Origin of the sequence: Tenacibaculum sp. 190524A02b, from assembly GCF_964036645.1 — a bacterium.
GTDB classification, from domain to species: domain Bacteria; phylum Bacteroidota; class Bacteroidia; order Flavobacteriales; family Flavobacteriaceae; genus Polaribacter; species Polaribacter vairaonense.
Window position 1 is genome coordinate 2,306,223 of record NZ_OZ038525.1, and the last position, 19,736, is coordinate 2,325,958.

Here is a 19,736-nt window from a genome sequence, read left to right on the forward strand (position 1 = left end):
TCACTGCACTTTAGCAAACAATACATTATTACAAGTTATTTAACTGATTATCTTTTTTATTATCACTAATCGTCCAAAAGAATCCTACAAAGAAAAATCTATCTGCGGCTGGTAAAATAGCCTGTCTATCAAAGGTTCCATTGGTATTAGGCGTATTCTTGTAATTGTACCCAAATATGTTTTGAGTTCCTAACACATTATTTACCGAGAAGTACAGTATTTTTTGCTGACTAATTAAATAGGCCCAATTAAAACTTACCGAATTATAATTAATGGTTTTTGCATTTAAAAAACCTGCTTGGTTTGGGTCTGTATAATTCCTTCCTGAAGAAAAATTATAGCTCAACCCTAATTGACTTTTCCAATCTTTCACAAAGTGTTTTACTACAGCAGATAAGTTGTGAGTAGCTGCAAAATTGGGAGTTGCTTTTACTGGATAGTTTTTATAATCTCTTTCTGTATCTAAGTACGAATAAGACAACCAGTACTCCGTGTTTTTTATGGTTTTCCCATCTCTCCAAAATACATCCAACCCTTTTGCAAAACCATTTCCATTATTAGTAAAGTTAGCGGATGGTATCGCTCTTGGGGTATCAAATTTTACTAAATCATCATACTTTTTATAATACCCTTCTACTCTAAAAATCTGTCTATCTTTTACATATTGATAATTGGCAATCCAATGTGTTGCTTTTTGAGCTTTTAATGCTGAAGTAAATTTTAAATATTCATTGTTAGGATTTTGATAAAACTGTCCGTAAGCTACTGAAAACTGTCCGTTTTTTCCTGACTTATAAGCTAAAGACACTCTTGGTGAAACCGTGAACTCATTTAACAATCCTGAGTTTTCCATACGCACTCCTACTTTAGATGCTAATTTTTTTGAAAAGAAAATATCCGACTCTGCATATACACTACTAATATCATTGGTAAACTTATAATCAAAACTTCCTACTAATGGGTTTTTATAGTTTTCAGAGAATTTTGTTAGTAAATACTCCGCTCCAAAATTTAATTTAAATCTATTAGAAAAACGTTTTTGTAGCTTTATTTTGGCATGAACTGAGTTTTCTACATCGTTTACTTTATCCTCAATAATTCCAACTTTGGCACCGTCATTTGTATAACTCAAGCCTCCAGATACTTTCCAACCAGCTCCCAATCTTTGTTTATAGGATCCGTTGAAATATAAGTTTCTATTTTGCAACCCAAAACGTAAACCATTTTCATAATTAATATCCTCTTGCAACGTTTCTAAATCTGTATAATTAAAAGCCCCATACAATTTTAGCAACGCATCCTCATTTACTCGATAACGATATACCATTTCTCCACTTGCCGACTGAAAAGGCTTCATCCATACATTTCTATCAGGAAAAAGCTCTAAATAAGGTTTCAGATTTATGTAAGATGTATTAAAGCTTAATGAGTTTTTACCCCAAATTTGGGTATTTCCAAGTCCAGCACCTACTGTCATGATAGAAATATCTGTTTTTTCTTGCATAGGTTCATCTACTGTATTCATAGTTAACACACTTGATAATGCTTGTCCGTACTCCGCTGAATAACCTCCTGTTGAAAAAGAAAATCCTTTAAACAAAAATGGAGAAAAACGCCCACGAGTTGGCACATTTCTAGCCGATGGTGAATAGGGTGTAAATACGCGAATACCATCTACAAAAATTTGGGTTTCTCCTGCATCTCCACCTCTCACAAATAAACGTCCATCCTCACCTACTGTAGATGTTCCTGGTAAGGTTTGTAACGCCCCTACAAAATCACCTAATGCACTTGCCGTAGTAACTACATCTAAAGGTTTCAAAGCAGTTACTTTTGCATTATCTCCCGCCTCAAAAGAACCAGCATTAATAGTTACTGCATCCAAGGTATTTACATCTTCTTTTAATTTAATTGTTAGTTTTTTCATCGCTGAAACTTCTGTTATTTTGGTATACGTTTCAAAAGAAATAAAAGAAACAACCAAGGTTTGTGTTCCTTTTTCAGAAGTTTCAAAACTAAAGGCTCCTTTTTCATCAGAAGAACCTCCATCGTAACTTCCTTCCACGTAAACATTAGCTCCTTCAATTGCTTTTCCTTGTGTATCCGTTACCGTTCCTGAAATGGTTTCTTGTGCCATGATTACAAATGGTAATAGTATTAGTATAGTAGTTATTAGTAATTTTTTCATGTTGTTTTTACTACAGTTAATTAATTTTTACACTTCAAAATTGCAACAGATTCAAGTACTTTACTAAAAAGAGCTACCCAACTGTAATTTTTTAATGACGAATTGTTATGCCGCAAATGTAGCTGTGAATTTCTCTTATAACTTTTACATTTCTTGCGATGTAGTTTACAAATCTTGCTAAAAAGTGTACCTTTACCGCAACTATTAAAGTTACCAATGGCACACGATTTAAGTAATTACAGAAAGTCCTACGAAAAACAAGAACTGCTTGAAAAAAACTGCCCTGAAAATCCTATAGAACTTTTTAGAAACTGGTTTTTAACTGCTGACGAATCCGAAATGGTTGACGAAGCAAATGCAATGACTATTGCTACAGTGGGTTTAGACGGTTTTCCTAAAAACAGAGTGGTTTTATTAAAAAAGTATACTTGGGAAGGTTTTATTTTTTATACCAATTATAATTCCGAAAAAGGAAAAGCTATTTTAGAAAACAACCATGTTTGTTTGTCCTTTTTTTGGCCTGGCTTAGAACGACAAGTTATTATAAAAGGAAATGCTGAAAAGCTAGCGCCTAATTTATCGGATGGTTATTTTGATTCAAGACCAGACGGTAGTAAACTGGGTGCTTGGGCTTCCAATCAAAGTGAAGTTGTTGCTTCTAGAGAAGCTTTAGATCAAAGTTTAGTGGATTTAGAAACTCGGTTTAAAAATCAAGAAATACCTAGACCAGAACATTGGGGAGGTTTTCTTGTAAAGCCTATTTCTATTGAGTTTTGGCAAGGGCGTCCTAACCGAATGCATGACAGGATTCGTTATACGCTACAAAAAGATTTTTCTTGGATACTTGAACGTTTAGCTCCTTAGTTTTATATTTACCCATTGTTTATAATTAAATGAAAACTATCTACATTGTTCGTCACGCAAAATCATCATGGAAATATGATAGCGTTAAAGATATTGACCGGCCTTTGAAAGAGCGTGGTATTACAGACGCTCATTTATTATCAAAGTACCTTTCAAAAAAAATAGACAAACCCGATGTTTTTGTATCTAGTAGTGCCAACAGAGCTTTGCATACTGCTGTAATTTTTTGCGAAAACTTTGGTTATCCCTTATCTAACTTGCAAATTAAACGTCAATTGTATAGTTTTAGTGATGGATACTTGGTAAAAACTGTAATGGCTTTGGATGATAGCTTTAATAGTGCCATTATTTTTAGTCATGACCATGGTATCAATACGTTTGTAAACAAGTTTGGAAGCAAACCAATAGCTCATGTACCTACATGTGGCGTTATTGGCATTGAGTTTTCAGAAAAGCACTGGAAAAATATTAAAAAAGGAAATACTAAGTTAATTGAGTTCCCTAAACATCATAGATAAAATAACTAATTTTGAAAATAACGAAATATGGAGCCATTGATATTGGCTCAAATGCTGTAAGATTATTAGTTGCCAATGTAATTGAAGAAGAAGATAAAGATCCACAATTTAAAAAATCATCATTGGTACGTGTTCCTATTCGTTTAGGAGCAGATGCCTTTGTATCTGGAGCTATTTCAGAGAAAAATATTAACCGAATGATTGACACCATGAATGCTTTTAAATTAATTATGAAAGTACATGGGGTTGAAAAGTACAAAGCTTGTGCTACTTCTGCCATGCGTGAAGCTAGTAACGGTGAAGAAGTTGTAAAAGCAATTAAAAAGAAAACCGAAGTAGTTATTGATATTATTGACGGTAAAAAAGAAGCCGCTATTATTTCTTCTACAGACTTAAGTCAGCTTATAGAATCTGATAGTACCTACTTATATGTAGATGTAGGTGGTGGAAGTACAGAATTTACCTTATTTTCAAGAGGAAAAATAATCAACTCTAAATCGTTTAAAATTGGTACTGTCCGATTGATTAATAATAAAAAATCGGAAAATAAGGCCATTTTTAAGAAAGTTCAGCAATGGATTGAAGAGAATACTAAAAATTATAAAAGAATTGCTTTAATAGGCTCTGGAGGTAATATAAACAAGATATTTAAAATGTCTGGTAGAGAACAAGGCAAACCTATATCATATATTTACTTAAATGCCCAATATCAGTTCTTGAAAAAAATGACGTATAAGGAGCGAATTTCAGAACTTGGATTGAATCCTGATAGAGCAGATGTGATTATTCCAGCCACTAAAATATACCTTTCTGCCATGAAATGGAGTAACGCCAGAAAGATATTTGTCCCTAAAATAGGGCTCTCTGACGGAATTATTAAAAGCTTATATTTCAATAAACTATAATTTAATTTAACAAGTTTTTAACATTTAATAAAAATCTTTATATTTGTGTATATGTGACTTTGCACCCCTTGGCGTGTCATATGGAATGAAACTAAATAATCACAAACAAATTTTTATTAATTATGAAAAAACTAATACTATCTGGAGTTTTATTAGCCTTTGGATACAGTGCTTTTTCGCAAGATCTTCCAACAAACGCTGAACCGGGGAAATGTTACGTACGTTGTAAAACTCCTGAAGTTTGGAAAAATGAAGATGTTACTATTGAGGTAGCACCTGCGTACAAAAGAATTGTTACCCATCCTGCAGAATACAAAACAGTTACAGAGAGAGTTTTGGTTGACGAGGGGAGTCAAAAGTTAGTAGTAGTACCTGCTACCTACAAAACGGAAGACTTTATTGTTACTACCAAAGAAGCCTCTAAGCGTATTGAAAAGTCTTTATCAAAGCCTTCTTCAACTACCGAAAGAGTAGTTACTAAAGAAGCTTCACAACGTTTAGAAGTAATTCCTGCTAAATATGAAATGCGTGATGTAGTGGTTACTGTTAAAGAAGCTACACAACGCTTAGAAATTGTTCCTGCAAGATATGAAATGCAAGACGTGGTAGTTACTGTAGAAGAAGCTAGCCAACGTTTAGTAAAAGTACCTGCTAAAACTAGTACAGTAGAAGAAACTGTAGTAGTTAAAGAAGCATCACAACGTTTGGAAGTGATTCCTGCAAAATACGAAATGCGTGATGTAGTAGTTACCGTAAAAGAAGCTTCGCAAAGAGTGGAAGTGATTCCTGCGAGATATGAAATGCGAGATGTAGTAGTAACTGTTAAAGATGCATCGCAGCGTTTAACAACTGTTCCTGCTGTATATGACTATGAAACAATCGCATATCAAAAAAGAGATTATGGTTCTAAATTAAGCATCATTCCTGCTTCTTTTAACCAAGATAGTGAAACTATTGAGGTTAAAGCAAAATCTGCAAGATGGCAAATGAGTGAAAAAGCGCCAGATTGTGAATCTTCTGATCCTAATGATTGTCGTTACTGGTGTTATAAAGAAGTACCTGCGCAGTTCCAAACTATTAATAAGACGGTTTTAAATAAAGATGCTTCTGTGGTTTCTAAACCAACTTGTAATGAGAGTACTTCTCCTACAAAATGTGGACAGGCTTCTTATAGAAAGAAAGTGTTAAAAACTCCTCCTTCTTCTAGACCTGTTGAAATTCCTGCAGTAACTAAAACTGTTAAGAAAAGAGTAATGGTAACACCTCCTAGTACTAAAGTAATTGATATTCCTGCAGTAACTAAGATTATTAAGAAAAGGGTAATGACTACGCCTCCAAGCACAAGAACAATTGCCATTCCTGAGGTTACCAAAACTATTAAGAGAACAGTAGTTACTCCTGAAAGTACAAGAGTAGTTGAAATACCAGCAAAAACTAAGGTTATCAAGAAAAGAGTTATGGTGAAGCCACCAACTACTAGAGTTATTGATATTCCAGCGGTAACTAAAATTATTAAGAAAAGAGTAATGGTTACGCCTCCAAGTACAAGAACTATTGAAATTCCTGAAGTTGCAACTACAGTGAAGAGAGCAATTCCTGCTGAAACAACTACTAGAGTAATTGATATTCCTGAGGTTACTACTACCATGAAAAGAACAGTAATGGCTACGCCTCCAACTACAAGATTGATTAAAGGTGATGCTGTTTATAAAACTATTAAGAAAACTGTTTTAGTAAAAGATGCTTGGAAGGAAGAGGTTCCTGTAGCTGCTAAGTACAAGACAATTACTAAAGAGGTTTTAGTTTCTAAAGGTGGATTAACGTCTTGGAAAGAAGTTGAGTGTAAGTTAGTAGAAAATACACCATTACCTATCAACTGGAACTTAGGTAGTGCTACCTTAACTTCTGGAGCTAAGCGTATTATTGATGCTCGTTTATTACCAATATTAAAAGACGGTGTTGCTGTTGCTATTGAATCTCATACAGATTCTAGAGGTAATAAAACTAGCAACCAGAATTTATCAGAAAGAAGAGCACAATCAGTTGTTAATTATTTAATTTCTAAAGGAATTAACCCAAGTCAATTAACAGCTAATGGTTACGGTGAAAATAAATTAACAAACAGATGTTCTGACGGTGTTTCTTGTACAGAAAGAGAGCACGCTGCTAACCGTAGAACAACGTTTAGAGTTATTAACCAAAAGTAATACACCGAACTAACTTACTACGATTCTCTAACAAAGTAATCAAAAATAAAAGCCGAGCCTTAGTGCTCGGTTTTTTTCTTATTATAAATGTCCCGTCCTAAAATAGCGTTACAACTAAAAGTTATTTTATGGATTCTAGGAAATCCGATAAGGCGGATTTGCAATCCGTGACTAATAAAACTATAGTTTAATTCACATCATTACTTCCATACATACAACTATATCTATTTCACTAACTAAATCTGCATAATTTCTTGCTGAACTAAATATATAATCTTCTGGATATTCTACTATTTTTTCTTTTACAGGATTGTGATGTATATAATTAATTTTTTCTTTTAAAAATGAATTTGAATACAATACTTCTGCATGATAGCCATCTTGCCAAACTTTATACTGTTGCTTTCTTTTTAAATGACTGCATGCCTCTTTACAATAGCTAAGCAACCATTCTCTTCTACTTTCTGGCTCTTCTATAATAGTTTTTATAATCTTCTTTGAGGTATATTTTTTAAAGTCTCTTACAATATTAGATAATATAAATCCTTCTTTTGCTCTGCATACCATATGTAGATGACTATGCATTAAACAGTATGCATAAATTTCTAAACCTTTTTCTTTTTGACAGTATTCTAATGATTTTATAATTAATTCTTTCTGATTAAGTCGAGTAAAAATATCTATCCAACCTACTGTTGTTATAGTTATAAAATAACATTGATCGTCTGTTGCTTTATATTTTGTAGACATCTTTCTATAGCTTTTATTTAAGTCGTTAAAATACACATTATAAAATCATTTAACAAAGATTAACTTACACTACTCATCTATTTATTAAATTTATAATTCAAAATTTTATCATACGTATTATACTTTTCATAACGTGATAGCTCGGATTTGTAATCCGAGCATTTATAATATTCTTTTAATTACTATAAACAAAAAAACTACCTTACAATCTAATGTAAAGTAGTTTTTATATTTATTATTATTTGGCTTATCATACTCGGCACGGATTACAAATCCGCGCGATCGGGTTGTTCTAAACAATATTAAGAACAAACTTTTGCATCGCATTTTTGCCGTTATTAAAAGGCAGCAGCCTTATGTTAATACACACAATTTTGCTGCCTATTTTTTTTAAAAATAATATTAATTTTGGCTTGTTGAACTGGTAATAACTTTTGAAACGAAGTTTTAAAAAAGTTATGCTATTTCAATAATGCCCCATAAAAAACATCAATTTTTATTTGTTTTTATCCATAGAATGCACTATCGGGTGTGGTTAAAAAACTAGCAAATGTACTTGACACTAATGTTGGGTATTTACTTGGGGAAACAGATAATTTAAACGTGCTTAAAGATTCGGTTATGCTTAAACGTCTTAATGATATTGCTAGCTTCTCAAAAAAAGACCAAGAGCATATTTTATTTGCACTTGATGCTATGATTACTAAAATTAAACTTGGTAGTATATAAAAACAAAAAAAACTACCTTACAATCTAATGTAAAGTAGCTTTTTTATAACTTCTAGTGTTGCCATTACAAATGGCTAATAATATGCTCGTTTCTTTTTAAACTTACTTTTAAAACTTGTCATTTCCGCTATCGCTCAAGTGTCAAGGTGCGGGGGGGGTTTTACTACTTTTTATGTATAATTTTAGCCGCATCAAGAAAATCAGAATCTTTCATACTTAAAGTTATATAGGTAAATTCGCCATCAAAGTCGGAGAAGTGTACAACTATGACCTTTAATTTTTCACCTATTTTAGGATAGTCGGCCAATTTTACGTTTCCTTCCGCTATATAAGGAGCTAAAACTATACCATAAAAATCCTTATTTATATTAACGTAAACACCATAAGGCTCAACTCTAAAAACTTCACCATAAAGTACATCACCTATTTGAATTTCAATTTTTAATTTCTCCCAATTTTCTACTGTCCTATTATTCAACATATTTCATAATATTAATCATTAAATTGAATTGACGTCATGCTCAGTAATTAATTTGTTTCAATTGTTTTATCATTACCAATAAGGACCTATCTTAGTTCTGTCTAACGTATTTAAAAAATCTATTTTTTCTACTGGTATTCTATATTCAAGTCTACTTGGACCACCTATTTTCTTAGCAGCATATTTAAACGTATGGCCTTTTAAGAATGATTCTTTTACTTTAATTTTTATCAAAAACGAATCATATGCTCCCGTTTTTGCATATTCTCCTGCTACAGATTCCTCTCCAAAATATATTCTCCTATCACCAGAGGAATGATCCGCTTTTCTAAATCCATTATTCATTATATCATCCATTGTACCTTCTCTAGGCGCTCTATAAATATAAACTTCTTTTGGACTACCTTTCCCATAACCTCTCAAATTGAAACCTCTAGGAGAAATACTACCAAAAGATGGTGGAGCTAAAAGCTCATAGGACAAAGTTACTGCCGTAAAAAACCTATAACTATTATAATGACTTGCGCCATGAAAGTCAATCCAATCTTGTAATCCCATTGGAGCATAGTACCCTCTTGATTCCAAATCGAGAATAGAATGTCGTAAAATTCTAGACTCCATTAAAATACTTCTTATCCTTAAGTCTTTAGCTGTATAGTGGTATCCAGTTATATTCTTCACTCCATTAGAACCGCCAATTACTACTTCATCTAATAATTGTTGTCCACTTGTATTTGGAAAAGCTGAAGAGGAGTCAGTTGCTGGGTCAATTGTACCTTCTCCACAATTTTCAGGACATTCACTACAAGGACAACCTCCATCGGGATCGATCGTATTGATAGGATTATTTGCCATACCCAAATAAGGACTCGGATGTGCATGGGCAGGATCCGTAGTCAACCATCTACCAATCCTCGCATCCCAAAGCCTTAATTGAAAAGCTTCCTTCCCTGTTTCAGGGTCTTTTTCTTGCCCTTGATAGGCATATCTATAATGCTCACCATTAACGATTTGTCTATTCGGCATTGGCATACCAAAAGGATAATAATCTGTAGTACTAGTAGCTGCTACTGCTGTACTTCCATTTTTAGCAATCACCGCACGTACATTTCCTAAATGATCTGTTAACTGGTACACATTTGTTCCACTTTGCTTTTTATGAATTCCTAGTCTGCTTGCTCCGTATATTGGTAGCTCTTCTAACTGTTGGTTTTCATAAATAGCCAAAGTACTTCCTGAGGCGTCTAGTACATAATGCGTGGTTTTACTTCCTCCACCATCTAGATAACTTACTTTTTTAGTTCTAAAGTTTTTATCATTATAATAAAACTGTACTTTTAAAGCATCATTATAAAATACTTTGGTTACTAACCCACTAGCATTGTATTCATACTTTACATCTTCTTCTATATTTTCTTCTAACTGTCCAATGCTATTGTACACATAATTTCCTGCACTTTGTGTTCCTATATCACCTACCCCTACATTACCAGCATCGTCTTTTACATAATCTAATTGGTTAGGTTTATCTTCCTTATAGGTATACGTCAGTTCATCCATTTTGTTAGAACCACCTTCTGTGTTCTTGTTCCTATGTAAACTCTCAATATTACCATTGGCATCATAGGTAATATTGTGTACCTTATAATCATCCGTTCCGTAGGTTCCATCGGTATTCACATCCACTATTTTAGCTGAAAAAGTAACACTGCTAGATGCTTTTATTTCAAAACCTTCTTTTAATACTATAAAATCGGTAGCCGCTGCATTTCTAGATGTCGTTAATTTTTCATTGAACGTAATATCTTTTGGAGCATCATTTTGTTGATTCCCCATACCATCAAAGATAGCTTCTTTTAACCAATTATTTCTATCATATTTATATTTATACAATACAGGTGTGGTATTAGCATCTGTAGTTCGCTTGGTATTCCAAGTCATTCCTTTAATATTCCCCGTATATTGGTCTTCAATTCCCATAAGGTTATTGTTAAAGGTAAAGTTACTATTCCTTTGGTAATCGCCTCCATAATAATCTAAGGTCATTCCAAATAAATCGGTTTCATCACCATTAGGATCTAATTCTTTGGTCAAACTAGGATGGTTAATCGCTTTTAATTGTCCTGCTAAATTGTATACATAGTCAATTCCTTGAATACCGCCTGCTAATTCTGTTCTTTTTAATGCTCCGTTGGTTTGATAATAGGTATAATCTGCATGGGTAGTAAAAATACTATCGTCAGAAGAAGTTTCTACTTTCACCAACTGTTGTGTGTGCTCATCATAAGTATATTTATGAATAAACTGCTCTGTTGCATTTCCCTTTTGGAAATATACTTTATTTACCTGACTGGTAATTGGGTCGTATTCATAATCAATGGTTTTTACGCCTAAACCTTCAATATCCTGAATTATCCATTTTACACGTCCGTATACATCATAACTATAATAGGTTCTAGAAAGAATAGTACTACCTTCCATATTATAAGTTCTTGCTACATTACCTGATAAAAAAGTAGGATTCCTATAGGCTACTCCTGCATTGGAATTTAACCATGTTTGTGCAGAAGAAGACAAGAAATCATACTCTGTAAAATGTTGTTCTTTTCTGTTATGGTTTGGCAAATCACTCTGGTAAACTTCTACACTATTCATTAAAATACTCTTAAACGGATATGTATCCATTGTGATATGCTCATCTCCAGGAAAATTTTCTAAAACCTCTCTATCTGAATGTACTCCACTTTGAACTGGACGTCCTAATTCATCATAACTGGTGTACGAAATTTCATAGTGATTCCATTGCTTACTATTAATAGAGAATCTTATTTGCCCATCTTTACGGTAGATAAACCAAGCATGTCCTTCATCTGGACTTTGAGTGTGGGTTAACTGTCCTAAAGCATTGTAAACAAAATTACTCTTTAACTTATCATTATGACTTACATTAGCTTGCAACCCGTCTAAACAGGTATCTACGAAACCTAAAGGCTGTAATGAACTGGTTAACTGACCAACTTCATTGTAATAGTTTAGGCTAAAATCATAATAGTTTACCTCATAACGTATTCCTACCGCATCATTCCCTTTTACAGGTTCTATTCTTTTACTCCCTTTGTCAATATACGTTAAGGTATGGCTCTTTGTTAATGTTTTTGAGCCTGTGTATTCAATACGATAAAATCCAGCCTTAGAAATATCTCCATTAGGCTGCTCAGTTTTTAAATCAAAAATTTTATAGTCGCTGGCATTTCCTAATAAAGTTGCTGTATTTTCACAACCTACTGGAATGTGTACATCAACATATTTTTGTTCTCCTATTAATGATAACACTTGGTATCCTTTAGCTCCGCCTGAACGTGCAGCACCTAAGGTTTTTCCATCTGCATCTGTAAATACTACAGATTCATTTCCTTTTATATCTTGTACTACTGTTTTTCCTGCTTTTAACCACACTAAGTGTTTATTAACATCGCTTAAATCGCCATCAATGTCCGTATAATAGGTAGCGGCAATAGCTGGATTGCCTGAAAAACTACTGTAACCATATACATAATACATTTCTTGAGCAGCTGGCATAGAAAAACTGTAACCTCTTCTCCACTCTCCGTTTTGTTTATTACCTCCAATGGTTTGCATTACAGCTCCGGGCATTAACTCGCTATACACAGAACGAGTATAAGGACGTTCCGTTTTATCCATCAAAGCTTCCTCTTGGTTATTGTAATAATAGGCTCCTAATGTTGACGTATTTAATATGGTAGGGTCTAATGTATCATCTGTGTCTAAATCATCTGTTGTCAACTCTCCTCCTGTCGTTTTTTCAACAAATCCTTCTTGATAATTATAATTTTCTCCTTCTCTTACTGGGGCACTTAAACTTTGCAAGGCTGGACGTCCTTGTGCATCGTAGATGGTTTGTGATGCTAATACTCTATTATGCTTGGAATCATAACTTTGTGATTGCTCTAGTTTACCTAAATCATTATAGTAATTTTTAGCACTTCCTATCAAACGACCATTGATATCATAGGTTTTTGAACGTGTCCAATTTCTATCTTCGTAAGGTTCTAAACAGCCATTATTTGTAGTACTTGGTTCATCAATACAATAATCTAAATTATTATCTACTTCTCCTGCTGCTGCTGTTAACCTTGAAACTGGCTCTGCATTATAATCTCCATAACCATCTCCATCTGTATCTTTATAATAAAAACTATATGAGGGATTGGCTTTTTGTTTTATAGTTATTATATCTGGTATTCCACCCGCTAACATTGTACCATGATCAAAAGTAAAAGTAACTTCCCTATCTACTGCCGTTTCATTATTAGAAAGAGAGAATTCCATTCTATTTTTTCCAGTATTAATTACTCGTACCCATGGAAAGTTATCTAAATCAGTTGTCACTTTAGGAAATCCTTGACAACCTTCATAATTCATTTGAAAATTTAAACTTGTTGTATTCCAATTTGCTAAAACTACATCTCCTCGAATGACACTTACGTCATTATTAGCCTGAACTTCAAAACCTAAATAATTACAAACATCTCCCGTATCTCCTAGCGTTTTTTGTGCTACCAATACGTTTCCTATAAGTAAGAAAATTATTGTTATATACCTAAGTTGTAAACCTGTCCTTTTCATAATTTATTGATTCTTTTTATAGTTATAACTATTCGTACTTACTTTCTTAAATCCACCAGTGATTCCTGCAGCTGGATTGTCTACTACTTCTACCCAAGTTTCTTTTAAACGTCCTGCATCATCATATACATAACAGGTAGACAACCCGTTAGCTCCTGTAATAAACGTCACTTCATCCCATTGGTTATATACATAACTGGTCATACTTGAAGTAGCTGGATGTAAGCGGAAATCGTCTGCGTATAAAGTACCTGTTGTACTTCTAATTCCTATGTTATAATCCTCGGTACTTAATATATCTTCGTAATGATTTAACAATACCCATGAACCTGCATACACTTTTTCTCCATTAAAAGCCTTTGCATTACCATTAACCATTACCCTTGCTTTTGACTCATTACCTTTGTCTACCCATAGAGATATTTTGTATTCCCCTGTTCGATGTTCTCCTTTCTTCATTAAAAATGTAAAACAATTGACATTACTATCTACCAATATAGAAGTCTTCCCTGTATGTGATTTTTCTATACTTGTTTTACTTTTAGCTGCTTCTGCACCATCCTCAATTCCTACTAAAGCTACACCTCCTTGACCTGGTAGTACAGCAGAAGTCATTGATAAATTATCCGCTCCTGAATAATACATCTCTTTATATGCCGCATTAGAAGTTGCTAAAACTTTAGAGTTATCACCTGTCATTCTAGTAGATGCATAGTTTCCATTAATATCTTTTACTTCTAATGGTTGAGAAATACGATTATATGCTGTTATCTCAGAAACTTCTCTCCAATCTGAATTAGTTTGTGACGCTCCAATTCCCCATTGAAAATCATCATGACTATTCTCATCAAAACCAGTATACAAACCTTGTTCATCTATTTCTCCATTCCATACAAACTCTTTATGCTTCCTCCAAACTTTCTTTCTAGATTCTGTAGGAGTATAATCATTCTCTTCTGGTAAATATATTTGACGTGCTTTATAAGTCCATTCATTCTTCCATGTTGTAACTCCCACATTAATAGGCCTCCATGTATTATCTTTATACAAATATGTGTAATTAACAGCTCCTTGTGTTAGCATGTTTTTGTTATCCACATTATCTATTTTAGATCCCATTTGAGCATATTCTGGTATTGTATATGCTGGAACATGTTTTGTTTTAAAAGCCTTTCCATCACTAGCATAGGTTCTTGTCTCAAGTACCTGTCCTGTTAAAAAGTCATGCTTATCAAAATGCTTAGTTACGGTTAATCCCCCTGAAGTTTCTTCTACACTTTCTAAAACACTTGGGTAATTAATCTTACTTGTCGATGTAACATATAACCCAAATGAAAAACCATATAACCTTTTATAATTAATATGGCTCTCTTGAAAAACTCCAATTTCTTTATCTTTATTAAGGTCTTCTTTATAATTATTTTTCACTCTCTGTAGTACATGATCTCTATGGTTATATTTTGTCATTTTCTTCAATCTCCCAATAGCCCCCAACCTACTCTCTATCATATACTTTGTTGTTTCAATATCTGGTTTTATAACTACACCAGAATGTCCAGAATAAATTTCTCCTGTATTTATATAATCAAAAGTGTATGTTCCATTTTTCACTGCTCGATCTTGAACTCTTCTTATACTAAAAACTCTACCAAAATTAAATTCATTCCTTCCTGAAGAACTTGCAACCTTTATCGTTTCAAACTCATAATTTTCTTTCCCTAATACTTTTCCATTTTTATCTTTGTTTTCGACCTGAACATTACTATACATAACTAAAGGTGAAGGTAGATAAGGCTGAAAAGGAATTAATTTATTTTTTTTTGTTGGAGCATATGAAGTAATCCCTGACACTCTACCTGTTTCTTCATTCAAATACAGATAATTTGAAGAAACCTCTTCGTTACCTACATTGTTTGATACACTAATCTTCTTAACTCTAAGACCACCTCCTTTAAAACCATTTAAAGTTTCATCTTTAACAATATAATCTTTAGGTAATAAAAGTTCAACTTCATGCTTATTTTTTATGTCTCCTTTATATTTAATACTCTTTTCTGACACTTCTTCTACTTGTACAGATGCATGTCTTGGGTAATGAGAATAAGAGAAATAATCATTAGACTGGTAATATTTTGTAAAATCTACAAACTCATTATTAGTTGTTATTAATTTATTTGTACGATCAACATTTACTTTCAATTTAAATATATCTAAACTTGATGCCTCTGCAAAATAAGAATCCGACTCGTATTCTATTTTTATATTACCTCCTAATGGAGTTTTTATATTATTTAAACTCCAAGCATCAGGTGATTTTGAATTATACCCCCAATTATCTTTATCTTCTAGATTAAACATTGTATTTTCTTTCTCATAGTTAAATTCATAAGGAGGTATCAATCCTATACCTTTTTTTCCTTTAAAAAGAATTTTTCTCAAGCTTAATTTACCATAAGATGAATTAGGAGAATTTCTCGCCAATTTATAATCATAATCAAAATTTATTACCTGTAAAGCTTTTCTTTCTATACTATTTATATCTAAATCATAAATATCTAATATATTTTTACCTATATTATATCTAAATATTTTAGAATCGATTCTATCCCAATACAAAGTGTTTTTTTCATAAGGCACACCATTAAACCCCCATTTTATATCTTCTATACCATATAATGGTTTACTAATAGCTCCAAAACCAAGTTCTTTCCAACGCCCCAAAATATGATCATTTTGTTTTTCAATCGGCCTGTAAGAATAATGATCATTTTTTAATAAAATTATTTTATTTAATTTTAATGAATAATTCTCAGGTACATCTCTATATAATCTTCTTGTTTTTTTATAAAAATATCCATAGGGTATATTTAACTTTAAATTATGCCTATCTCCTTTAGCTGTATACATTTCATAAATCTCTGTATTTAAATATCTACCATAGTCATCTGTTGTTATACTTAACCCATTTTTTTCTATATCTATATTAAAAGTATTTGAATTAATATCAAAAGGCGCTTTATATATATAGTCTTTAATATTATGTGATTTATTATCTTCCCTTATTTCCTTAACAAAAAGTGCTGTATGAGTTCTTGTTTTAATAGCATCCAAATAATAAATTTCTTTACGCCCTTTTGAGTATGAATATGATTTTTTACCCTTTTCATTTTCAGTTTCCTCATAGCCTTCTATCGGTATTCTCCAACCAAAGCCTTCAGACCATTTACCATAATCAAAATCTATCCAATATCCATAATCGGTATTATCTAATTCACCATTATTATTTGTATCGACATAATCTGGTCCTGTAATAGCTGTAAGTAGCCAATGCGTTGCATAAGGTGCATTTTTTTCTTTTTCAAAAAAATTTTTATTTTCATTAGACTTGTCTTGAAAAGTTTTATAATAACTTTCAAATTGATATACCGGTAATGAATAATGATATGTTTTTCCATCCATAGCAGTAATTTGAAAAGCTCCTATTCCTTCATTTAAAAATATTTTTTTATTACTTCTATTTAAAAAGTTATCCTTATCCTTAGCTTCAAGAAAAAATTTATTAACTCCACTCCTTATTTCCTTATTCGTAAAAGTTGTTATTGTATTCCCTTCTCTTTTTCTTCCATTCGCATAATCATTACTATAGTTATTTAATTGATTAGTTTTAACTTTTTGAAAAATATTAGTTTTTAAAACTCCTAAATCAATATTATCTGAATATTCAATATCTGAAGTTTCAATTCTAAGAAAAGAATTATATGCATCTTGGAATGTAAAAAAACTTTTTTTATTTAACTCTTCATTAGTAATTTCAGTTATATCTCTATTCAAATAAAAAGTTCCAAAGTCATTATCCCATGACGAATGTACATCATTAGGTTTCCACCAAAAAGGTTTAGGTGCCTTTATTGACCTTGGTGATAATATCATTTTATCATTATATGGAGAGATACTCCCTGAAATCCCCTGTGAGTTAACACTATAATTATCATAACTAGGTAAAGATATTGAAGCATAGTTATATTGAGTTAATCCATGTGAAGCTGAATGAAATCTATTTTCTATTTCTGATTTATAATAGATATCACTAACATCCATAAAATGATCTCTCTTTGAATATGGTAATAAAGTTCCATCGTTATATTTCCTATTAGAATTTGACACATAAGGATACAGTATCCCAGAAGTATTAAGGGTGTTATTCTTAAATAATGAATACTTAACTTCTTTATGTTGATACCCTACATAAAACATAAAAACAGGCAATGAAAAACCTGATACTCTAGATCTTACACTATAATCTTGACTAGATATAACTTCCGAAGAATTAAAAACCCCTATTCCAGCACCATTTAAACTCCCATTCATAGAAACTCCTTGTGAATTAAAACTAATACCTGTCCCTAACACTTGCGCCGCTCCTTTCCCTGAGTAGCCGACAACCGTTGAAGAAGAAAAACTCCCTGATAAACCATTACTGTAATTATAGTTTAAATTTAACCCTAATACTGAGTTACTATTCCTATAACCATATCCAGCGTTTATACCATTTGTTGCAAAACTTATGTTAGCTCCTTTAGCTCTAAGACCAATTCCAGCTGAAACACCGCTATGATCTATATTTACAAAACTTCCTCCTACACCAAAAGAAACTGATCCAGATAAAGATTGATTTGAGCCCCAAGAAAGCCCTAAACCAACTGAAAACCCATTACTTAAACTTGTCCCCACACTGAAACTATAATAATCCTCAGACCAACCTTTATCATAGAAAAATTCATTAACCGAAGTTTTCCCCCAATCATCAGGGTTTCCATTTACACCTCTATTAATAGCTCCAGGGTTTAAATTCCAACCCAAACCTACCCACGAAGCTTCTTGATCCATGGCAATTCCTGCATGATAATTTAATGCCAACGGATAACCTCCTTCTGGACTGGGTACATTTAACAAGGGTAATACATAACTTAAATTACCTGTTACTAAATTTACCATATCTGTCGCATCTACTGGTTCAAAAGCTGCTGCTTCTGGTGCATTGGGACCATTGTTATTTGCATACAAGACATTGTACGGAAAAATGGTACTTAAAAAATTTAATAGGAAGAACATAGCAATCGTTCTTCGGGTTTGTTTGTTCTTTATCATAATTTCTGGTTTGTGCTTAATTATTTAATTTAAGGGTTGTTATGTTTTCTTTTCTATTTATATAGTTTTTTCTATTCTTTAATTACGCTATTGCTAATTGTACTTAATCGATCACATTTTGTTTTATTCGATTTACAGATTACTTCACTCCGTAAACTTCGTTCGTAATGACGGAATTTGAGCGTCATTACGAGGTATCGAAGTAATCTTCTTATTCGACTACTTCTCGATAGCTCTGCTGAGCGTAGTCGAAGTACTATTTTCTTTCGATTTCGATATACTCAATCTCCAGAAAATCATTCGAAGTGACAACTTCTTTTTTATTTATTGTTCCCTTTTAAAAGATTACTTCACTCCGTAAACTCCGTTCGTAATGACGGGAATGAACGTCATTACGAGGTATCGAAGTAATCTTCTTATCGATTGACAGATTACTTCATTCGCTACCGCTGCTTCGTAATGACGGATTAAAATTCTATACTTGGTTCGCTATTTATATTTTTTGTAGGTATTTTAAACTTCACCTCTCCTGTATAGGTTCCTAAATCGCCTATGGTGATGTTTATGTAATCTTCTTTTAAATATTTTTGATCTCTTGGGTATACAAAAAGCATGGTAGTTGCTTTGCTCATTCCATACATTCTTGGATATACATAGTCTAGCAACTCCAAGGTATCTTTTTGTGGTGTGAATACGTGTACTTTTTTTCCCATACCGAAGGCTAACTCATTTACCATAGCTCCAAATTCTTGTCGGTTTCTAGGAGTGGTACTTAACAATTCCTTATTGTCTCTAGACATGGATAAAGTAAAATAGATGTACTGCTGGTACTTTTCTCTTAACTCTTTTATTTTATCCTTGTTAATTTCTTCTCCTAGTTCTTGATCCACCAATAAATCAGTTGGTTTGTATAGTAATGAGAACTCATATCCATTTACTTTTTTAGTATGTAAATAACCATTGTCTTCATTACGCAAGTAACTCCATAATTCGTCCTTGGTATCAAATGTTTTGTTAGAACAGCTTGTTACCATTATTACTGATAAAATAAATAGGATATACTTCATAGCATTAGCAACTAATTTAGTTTTCATTTATTTATAGCTTATATAATATTACTTTTCTATAGTCCTCTTTTATGAGATTACTTCACTCCGTAAACTCCGTTCGTAATGAAGGAATTTGAACGTCATTGCGAGGTATCGAAGCAATCTCTTTATCCAACTAACGGATTACTTCATCCGCTACCGCTCCTTCGTAATGACGGGATTCAACGCCATTGTGAGATATCGAAGAAAA

10 protein-coding genes are annotated in these 19,736 nt (G+C 32.6%); 4 read left to right on the plus strand and 6 right to left on the minus strand.

The window, feature by feature from the left end; translation table 11 throughout:
* Positions 1-28 precede the first annotated feature (28 nt).
* Positions 29-2,188 (minus strand): TonB-dependent receptor, encoded by a 2,160-nt coding sequence (locus ABNT65_RS09320; RefSeq protein WP_348747726.1) that lies wholly within the window; start codon positions 2,186-2,188, stop codon positions 29-31.
* Positions 2,189-2,404: 216 nt separating this feature from the next.
* Here ABNT65_RS09320 and pdxH point away from each other — a divergent pair, with 216 nt between their 5' ends.
* From pdxH to ABNT65_RS09340, 4 genes are all read left to right on the plus strand, one after another.
* Entirely contained in the window at positions 2,405-3,052 is a 648-nt protein-coding gene (gene pdxH, locus ABNT65_RS09325) for a pyridoxamine 5'-phosphate oxidase (RefSeq protein ID WP_348747727.1), read from the plus strand.
* A gap of 29 nt (positions 3,053-3,081) precedes the next feature.
* Positions 3,082-3,570: a histidine phosphatase family protein gene (locus ABNT65_RS09330; RefSeq protein WP_348704447.1), complete on the plus strand. Its 489-nt coding sequence runs from the start codon at positions 3,082-3,084 to the stop codon at positions 3,568-3,570.
* 8 nt (positions 3,571-3,578) lie between these two features.
* Entirely contained in the window at positions 3,579-4,475 is an 897-nt protein-coding gene (locus tag ABNT65_RS09335) for an exopolyphosphatase (RefSeq protein ID WP_348704967.1), read from the plus strand.
* Between the two features lie 122 nt (positions 4,476-4,597).
* Complete coding sequence (locus tag ABNT65_RS09340; protein ID WP_348747728.1) at positions 4,598-6,682, plus strand: OmpA family protein; 2,085 nt, start codon at positions 4,598-4,600, stop codon at positions 6,680-6,682.
* A gap of 192 nt (positions 6,683-6,874) precedes the next feature.
* Here ABNT65_RS09340 and ABNT65_RS09345 read toward each other — a convergent pair whose 3' ends face one another.
* The 5 genes from ABNT65_RS09345 to ABNT65_RS09365 form a co-directional block, all read right to left on the minus strand.
* Positions 6,875-7,432 carry an REP-associated tyrosine transposase gene (locus ABNT65_RS09345; RefSeq protein WP_348747729.1) on the minus strand — a complete coding sequence of 186 codons (558 nt, stop codon included), beginning with the start codon at positions 7,430-7,432 and terminating at the stop codon, positions 6,875-6,877.
* Positions 7,433-8,324: 892 nt separating this feature from the next.
* Positions 8,325-8,642 (minus strand): S1 RNA-binding domain-containing protein, encoded by a 318-nt coding sequence (locus ABNT65_RS09350; protein WP_348747730.1) that lies wholly within the window; start codon positions 8,640-8,642, stop codon positions 8,325-8,327.
* Between the two features lie 72 nt (positions 8,643-8,714).
* Positions 8,715-13,289, minus strand: a complete 4,575-nt coding sequence (locus tag ABNT65_RS09355; protein ID WP_348747731.1) for an RHS repeat-associated core domain-containing protein — start codon at positions 13,287-13,289, stop codon at positions 8,715-8,717.
* Between the two features lie 3 nt (positions 13,290-13,292).
* Positions 13,293-18,437, minus strand: a complete 5,145-nt coding sequence (locus ABNT65_RS09360; RefSeq protein WP_348747732.1) for a hypothetical protein — start codon at positions 18,435-18,437, stop codon at positions 13,293-13,295.
* Between the two features lie 467 nt (positions 18,438-18,904).
* Positions 18,905-19,531 (minus strand): hypothetical protein, encoded by a 627-nt coding sequence (locus ABNT65_RS09365; protein WP_348747733.1) that lies wholly within the window; start codon positions 19,529-19,531, stop codon positions 18,905-18,907.
* Between the last annotated feature and the right edge of the window lie 205 nt (positions 19,532-19,736).